The following is a 5,348-nucleotide window of genomic DNA, read 5'->3' as shown; positions in this document are numbered from 1 at the left end:
TAAATGAGAGTTTGATCCTGGCTCAGGACGAACGCTGGCGGCGTGCCTAATACATGCAAGTGGAACGCTTCCTTCTTACCGAGTGTTTGCACTCACCAAGAAGGAAGAGTCGCGAACGGGTGAGTAACGCGTAGGTAACCTGCCTGGTAGCGGGGGATAACTATTGGAAACGATAGCTAATACCGCATAAGAGGGTCTAACACATGTTAGGAGCTTAAAAGAAGCAACTGCTTCACTACCAGATGGACCTGCGTTGTATTAGCTAGTTGGTAGGGTAACGGCCTACCAAGGCGACGATACATAGCCGACCTGAGAGGGTGATCGGCCACACTGGGACTGAGACACGGCCCAGACTCCTACGGGAGGCAGCAGTAGGGAATCTTCGGCAATGGGGGGAACCCTGACCGAGCAACGCCGCGTGAGTGAAGAAGGTTTTCGGATCGTAAAGCTCTGTTGTAAGAGAAGAACGGATATGAGAGTGGAAAGTTCATATCGTGACGGTAACTTACCAGAAAGGGACGGCTAACTACGTGCCAGCAGCCGCGGTAATACGTAGGTCCCGAGCGTTGTCCGGATTTATTGGGCGTAAAGCGAGCGCAGGCGGTTCCGTAAGTCTGAAGTAAAAGGCTGTGGCTTAACCATAGTATGCTTTGGAAACTGCGGAACTTGAGTGCAGAAGGGGAGAGTGGAATTCCATGTGTAGCGGTGAAATGCGTAGATATATGGAGGAACACCGGTGGCGAAAGCGGCTCTCTGGTCTGTAACTGACGCTGAGGCTCGAAAGCGTGGGTAGCGAACAGGATTAGATACCCTGGTAGTCCACGCCGTAAACGATGAGTGCTAGGTGTTGGGTCCTTTCCGGGACTCAGTGCCGGAGCTAACGCATTAAGCACTCCGCCTGGGGAGTACGACCGCAAGGTTGAAACTCAAAGGAATTGACGGGGGCCCGCACAAGCGGTGGAGCATGTGGTTTAATTCGAAGCAACGCGAAGAACCTTACCAGGTCTTGACATCCCTCTGACCGCTCTAGAGATAGAGTTTTCCTTCGGGACAGAGGTGACAGGTGGTGCATGGTTGTCGTCAGCTCGTGTCGTGAGATGTTGGGTTAAGTCCCGCAACGAGCGCAACCCTTATTGTTAGTTGCCATCATTGAGTTGGGCACTCTAGCGAGACTGCCGGTAATAAACCGGAGGAAGGTGGGGATGACGTCAAATCATCATGCCCCTTATGACCTGGGCTACACACGTGCTACAATGGTTGGTACAACGAGTCGCAAGCCGGTGACGGCAAGCTAATCTCTTAAAGCCAATCTCAGTTCGGATTGGAGGCTGCAACTCGCCTCCATGAAGTCGGAATCGCTAGTAATCGCGGATCAGCACGCCGCGGTGAATACGTTCCCGGGCCTTGTACACACCGCCCGTCACACCACGAGAGTTTGTAACACCCGAAGTCGGTGAGGTAACCGTAAGGAGCCAGCCGCCTAAGGTGGGATAGATGATTGGGGTGAAGTCGTAACAAGGTAGCCGTATCGGAAGGTGCGGCTGGATCACCTCCTTTCTAAGGAAAAGCAAGTAATGAAGACGTTAAGAAATCCGTATGAAAATAGGAAACTGACGTAGAGTCATCAGACTCTAGGAAGTTTATCTTTTTCACTAGGGTTTCAGTCTGAATACAATTGCTCGGAAACCTGTACGTTGTCTTATTTAGTTTTGAGTGGTCTTAGGGACCAGATAGAAGATGTGGGGGCTTAGCTCAGCTAAGCGAAACCGCAGGTTGAAGCTTTGTCGAAGCGATAGCGCACGACAGGGACCAGCGGTTTAGAGGACCTCCTTATCGAAAAAACTTCATAAGAATTTAGTACATAAACAGTGTACGGGGCCTTAGCTCAGCTGGGAGAGCGCCTGCTTTGCACGCAGGAGGTCAGCGGTTCGATCCCGCTAGGCTCCATTAGGATATGAATCCTACTAAACTTAATAGAAGTGAAGTTGAACACGAGACTAACTTCTTAGGAAAATAGATAATCTTCCTAGTGTGCAAGTCACACTTCGTCAGATTCCTAATTTTCTACAGAAGTTTTCGCTAAAGCGAACCGTCTCTTAGTATCCTAAACTTGCCCATTGAAAATTGAATATCTATATCAAATTCCGTCTATCGAAAGATAGATGAAATAGTAACAAGAAATAAACCGAAAACGCTGTGACTATTAATGAGTTTTCTAATGATAAAAAATTAGGTTAAATAAGGTTAAGTTAATAAGGGCGCACGGTGGATGCCTTGGCACTAGAAGCCGAAGAAGGACGTGACTAACGACGAAATGCTTTGGGGAGTTGTACGTAAGCGTAGATCCAGAGATGTCCGAATGGGGGAACCCGGCAACTAATGGTTGTCATCCATATCTGTTAAGGATATGCGAAGGAAGACGCAGTGAACTGAAACATCTAAGTAGCTGCAGGAAGAGAAAGCAAACGCGATTGCCTGAGTAGCGGCGAGCGAAACGGCAGGAGGGCAAACCGATGAGTTCACTCATCGGGGTTGTAGGACTGCGATGTGAGACTAAAGGAGATAGAAGAACTACCTGGGAAGGTAGGCCAGAGAGAGTAAGAGCCTCGTATTTAAAATTTCCAATAGCTCTAGCAGTATCCTGAGTACGGCGAGACACGCGAAATCTCGTCGGAATCTGGGAGGACCATCTCCCAACCCTAAATACTCTCTAGTGACCGATAGTGAACCAGTACCGTGAGGGAAAGGTGAAAAGCACCCCGGAAGGGGAGTGAAATAGAACCTGAAACCGTGTGCCTACAAGAAGTTCGAGCCCGTTAATGGGTGAGAGCGTGCCTTTTGTAGAATGAACCGGCGAGTTACGTTATGATGCGAGGTTAAGTTGAAGAGACGGAGCCGTAGGGAAACCGAGTCTTAATAGGGCGATTTAGTATCATGATGTAGACCCGAAACCATGTGACCTACCCATGAGCAGGTTGAAGGTGCGGTAAAGCGCACTGGAGGACCGAACCAGGGCACGTTGAAAAGTGCTTGGATGACTTGTGGGTAGCGGAGAAATTCCAAACGAACTTGGAGATAGCTGGTTCTCTCCGAAATAGCTTTAGGGCTAGCGTCGATGTTAAGATCTCTTGGAGGTAGAGCACTGTTTGGGTGAGGGGTCCATCTCGGATTACCAATCTCAGATAAACTCCGAATGCCAACGAGATATCATCGGCAGTCAGACTGCGAGTGCTAAGATCCGTAGTCGAAAGGGAAACAGCCCAGACCACCAGCTAAGGTCCCCAAATAATTGTTAAGTGGAAAAGGATGTGGGGTTGCACAGACAACTAGGATGTTAGCTTAGAAGCAGCTATTCATTCAAAGAGTGCGTAATAGCTCACTAGTCGAGTGACCCTGCGCCGAAAATGTACCGGGGCTAAACAATTTACCGAAGCTGTGGATTACCTAAAAGGTAATGGTAGGAGAGCGTTCTATGTGTGGAGAAGGTATACCGTGAGGAGTGCTGGAACGCATAGAAGTGAGAATGCCGGTATGAGTAGCGCAAGATGGGTGAGAATCCCATCCACCGTAAGACTAAGGTTTCCAGGGGAAGGCTCGTCCGCCCTGGGTTAGTCGGGACCTAAGGAGAGACCGAAAGGTGTATCCGATGGCCAACAGGTTGATATTCCTGTACTAGTGTATAGAGTGAAGGAGGGACGCAGAAGGCTAACTCAACCAGACGAATGGAAGTGTCTGGCCAAGCAGTGAGGCGTGGACTGAGTCAAATGCTTAGTCCTTTAACGTTGAGCTGTGACGGGGAGCGAAGTTTAGTAGCGAAGTGAGTGATGTCACGCTGCCAAGAAAAGCTTCTAGCGTTAATTTATACACTACCCGTACCGCAAACCGACACAGGTAGTCGAGGCGAGTAGCCTCAGGTGATCGAGAGAACTCTCGTTAAGGAACTCGGCAAAATGGCCCCGTAACTTCGGGAGAAGGGGCGCTCAGCTAGACTGAGCCGCAGTGAAAAGGCCCAAGCAACTGTTTATCAAAAACACAGCTCTCTGCTAAATCGTAAGATGATGTATAGGGGGTGACGCCTGCCCGGTGCTGGAAGGTTAAGAGGAGTGCTTAGACGTAAGTCGAAGGTATGAATTGAAGCCCCAGTAAACGGCGGCCGTAACTATAACGGTCCTAAGGTAGCGAAATTCCTTGTCGGGTAAGTTCCGACCCGCACGAAAGGCGTAATGATTTGGGCACTGTCTCAACGAGAGACTCGGTGAAATTTTAGTACCTGTGAAGATGCAGGTTACCCGCGACAGGACGGAAAGACCCCATGGAGCTTTACTGCAGTTTGATATTGAGTATCTGTACCACATGTACAGGATAGGTAGGAGCCTATGAGATCGGGACGCCAGTTTCGAAGGAGGCGATGTTGGGATACTACCCTTGTGTTATGGCTACTCTAACCCGCTAGGTTAATCATCTAGGGAGACAGTGTCTGACGGGCAGTTTGACTGGGGCGGTCGCCTCCTAAAGTGTAACGGAGGCGCCCAAAGGTTCCCTCAGATTGGTTGGAAATCAATCGCAGAGTGTAAAGGTATAAGGGAGCTTGACTGCGAGAGCTACAACTCGAGCAGGGACGAAAGTCGGGCTTAGTGATCCGGTGGTACCGCATGGAAGGGCCATCGCTCAACGGATAAAAGCTACCCTGGGGATAACAGGCTTATCTCCCCCAAGAGTTCACATCGACGGGGAGGTTTGGCACCTCGATGTCGGCTCGTCGCATCCTGGGGCTGTAGTCGGTCCCAAGGGTTGGGCTGTTCGCCCATTAAAGCGGCACGCGAGCTGGGTTCAGAACGTCGTGAGACAGTTCGGTCCCTATCCGTCGCGGGCGAAGGAAATTTGAGAGGATCTGCTCCTAGTACGAGAGGACCAGAGTGGACTTACCGCTGGTGTACCAGTTGTCTTGCCAAAGGCATCGCTGGGTAGCTATGTAGGGACGGGATAAACGCTGAAAGCATCTAAGTGTGAAACCCACCTCAAGATGAGATTTCCCATAACGATATGTTAGTAAGGGCCCTTAGAGAAGATGAGGTAGATAGGTTGGAAGTGGAAGTGTGGCGACACATGAAGCGGACCAATACTAATCGCCCGAGGACTTATCCTAAGAGATATCATGAATATATTGACAAGTTTTCAGTTTCTTGATAGAATATAGATATTCAATTTTGAGTTGGCAACAATTCAGATAAGTTAAGTAACGATAGCCTAGGGGATACACCTGTTTCCATGCCGAACACAGCAGTTAAGTCCTAGCACGCCTGAAGTAGTTGGGGGGTTCCCCCTGTGAGATAAGGGAGTTGCTTAGC

Annotated in this window: 1 tRNA gene and 3 rRNA genes; all 4 read left to right on the top strand. The window is 49.6% G+C overall.

The window, feature by feature from the left end:
• The 4 genes from A3I5_RS0107120 (at nt 1) to rrf (ending at nt 5,348) form a co-directional block, all read left to right on the top strand.
• A 16S ribosomal RNA gene (locus A3I5_RS0107120) occupies nt 1-1,557 on the top strand.
• A 317-nt stretch (nt 1,558-1,874) separates the two neighbouring features.
• Nucleotides 1,875-1,947, top strand: a tRNA-Ala gene (locus A3I5_RS0107115).
• Between the two features lie 295 nt (nt 1,948-2,242).
• Nucleotides 2,243-5,146, top strand: a 23S ribosomal RNA gene (locus tag A3I5_RS0107110).
• Nucleotides 5,147-5,232: 86 nt separating this feature from the next.
• Nucleotides 5,233-5,348: ribosomal RNA gene (rrf, locus tag A3I5_RS0107105) — 5S ribosomal RNA — on the top strand.
• Together the 16S, 23S and 5S rRNA genes with 1 tRNA gene alongside form the textbook arrangement of a ribosomal RNA operon.

Source organism: Streptococcus merionis DSM 19192 (assembly GCF_000380085.1).
Lineage (GTDB): Bacteria > Bacillota > Bacilli > Lactobacillales > Streptococcaceae > Streptococcus > Streptococcus merionis.
Note: the sequence above shows the minus strand (reverse complement) of the source record. Positions and strands in the feature narration are given on the sequence as shown.